This is a genomic window from Chitinophaga sp. W3I9, from assembly GCF_050434025.1.
In the GTDB taxonomy this organism is placed as follows: domain Bacteria; phylum Bacteroidota; class Bacteroidia; order Chitinophagales; family Chitinophagaceae; genus Chitinophaga.
Genome location: NZ_JBNPWC010000001.1, coordinates 1 through 2500, shown reverse-complemented (window position 1 = coordinate 2500; position 2500 = coordinate 1). Strand labels below are relative to the sequence as shown.

At 47.1% G+C, this 2500-nt stretch carries 2 rRNA genes (1 of these 2 cut by a window edge); both read left to right on the top strand.

Annotated elements, in window-relative coordinates:
* Positions 1–2293, top strand: a 23S ribosomal RNA gene (locus tag QFZ51_RS00010) (it extends 595 nt beyond the left edge of the window).
* A gap of 83 nt (positions 2294–2376) precedes the next feature.
* Positions 2377–2488 (top strand): 5S ribosomal RNA (gene rrf / locus QFZ51_RS00005).
* Positions 2489–2500: the final 12 nt, after the last annotated feature.

Sequence of the window (2500 nt, the reverse complement as noted above, 5' to 3'; positions counted from 1 at the left end):
AATGAGCCTACGAGTTACTCCTCACTGGCAAGGTTAAGGTCTTCAGTACCGGAGCCGTAGCGAAAGCAAGTTCTAACAGAGCGAATCAGTCAGTGGGGGTAGACGCGAAACTTTGTGATCTATCCATGGGCAGGGTGAAGGTTAGGTAAAACTAACTGGAGGCCCGAACTCATTAGCGTTGAAAAGCTATGGGATGACCTGTGGATAGGGGTGAAAGGCCAATCAAACTGAGAGATAGCTCGTTCTCCCCGAAATGTTTTTAGGAACAGCCTTGGATATAGACGTATTATAGAGGTAGAGCTACTAATTGGGCTAGGGGGCTTCACCGCCTACCAAACCCTAATAAACTCCGAATGCTATAATATAATCTCCAGGAGTGAGGCTGTGGGCGCTAAGGTCCATGGCCGAGAGGGAAATAACCCAGACTAACAGCTAAGGTCCCTAATGATATGTTAAGTTGATCAAACGCGGTTCAAATCCTAAAACAGCCAGGATGTTGGCTTGGAAGCAGCCATTCATTTAAAGAGTGCGTAACAGCTCACTGGTCGAGGGTTTGGGCACGGAAAATAATCGGGCATCAAACATATAACCGAAGCTTTAGGCCTAGTATGAATGTACTAGACGGTAGGGGAGCATTCTAAACTGCATCGAAGGTGTGTTGCGAAACATGCTGGAGCGTTTAGAAAAGAAAATGTAGGCATAAGTAACGATAAATAAGATGAAAAATCTTATCGCCGTAAGACTAAGGGTTCCTGATCAACGCTAATCGGATCAGGGTTAGTCGGGTCCTTAGGCAAAGCCGAAAGGTGTAGCTGATGGCAAACTGGTGAATATTCCAGTACCTGCTATAAATTCGATGGAGTAACGGAGTAGTGAAAGGATCGCGCACTTACGGAATAGTGCGTTAAAGGGTGTAGGTATAGGTTTGGTAGGAAAATCCGCCAGACTTGCTGAAGCCTGATAGTACAGCAAAGCTTCGGCCGCGCTGATAGTGTCCCTAATCAGACTTCCAAGAAAAACTTCTAAGGTTCGTTTATAGCAGCCCGTACCGTAAACCGACACAGGTAGTCGAGATGAGTATTCTCAGGCGCTCGAGTGATCCGTGGTAAAGGAACTAGGCAAATTGACGCTGTAACTTCGGGATAAGGCGTGCCACAGTGATGTGGCCTCAGTAAAATGGTACAACCAACTGTTTAACAAAAACACAGGGCCCTGCAAAATCGAAAGATGACGTATAGAGCCTGATACCTGCCCGGTGCTGGAAGGTTAAGGAAGGATGTTCGGAGCAATCCAAAGCTTCTGACTGAAGCCCCAGTAAACGGCGGCCGTAACTATAACGGTCCTAAGGTAGCGAAATTCCTTGTCGGGTAAGTTCCGACCTGCACGAATGGTCTAATGAGTTGTACACTGTCTCTACCACGAGCTCGGTGAAATTGTAGTATCGGTGAAGATGCCGGTTAATCGCAACGGGACGGAAAGACCCCGTGAACCTTCACTACAACTTAACATTGATTTTGAATGCCAGATGTGTAGGATAGTTGGGAGACTATGAAGCAGCTTCGCCAGGAGTTGTGGAGTCATCGTTGAAATACCAACCTTCTGTTATTTAGAGTCTAATCCCAGTAATGGGAGACATTGTTTGGTGGGTAGTTTGACTGGGGTGGTCGCCTCCTAAAAGGTAACGGAGGCTCGCAAAGGTACCCTCAGTACGGTTGGTAATCGTACGCAGAGCGCATTAGTATAAGGGTGCTTGACTGTGAGGCAAACAAGCCGAGCAGGTGCGAAAGCAGGCTAAAGTGATCCGGTGGTTCTGTATGGAAGGGCCATCGCTCAAAGGATAAAAGGTACTCCGGGGATAACAGGCTGATCTCACCCAAGAGCTCATATCGACGGTGAGGTTTGGCACCTCGATGTCGGTTCGTCACATCCTGGGGCTGGAGAAGGTCCCAAGGGTTCGGCTGTTCGCCGATTAAAGTGGCACGTGAACTGGGTTCAGAACGTCGCAAGACAGTTCGGTCCCTATCTGTTGTGATCGTTAGTAAATTGAGAGGACATGACCTTAGTACGAGAGGACCGGGTCGTACATACCGCTGGTGTATCTGTTGTGCCGCCAGGTGCAGTGCAGAGTAGCTATGTATGGATAGGATAAACGCTGAAAGCATCTAAGCGTGAAACCTGCTTCAAGATGAGTTTACTTTTAAGGGCCGTCGGAGACTACGACGTTGATAGGTTACAGGTGTAAGGGTGGTAACATCGCAGCCGAGTAATACTAATTGCCCGTAAGCTTTAATTTTTTAAATATTACGTTAAAGAGTCTTAGAATACAACTTTCCCGATATGTTATCTTATTAGTTTGCTGTAAAGCAAAGAAGATCTTATGGTGGTTATGCCGAGGGTGTTCACCTCTTCCCATTCCGAACAGAGAAGTTAAGCCCCTCATGGCCGATGGTACTGCAATATCATGCGGGAGAGTAGGTAGCTGCCATACTTATTAAGAGAA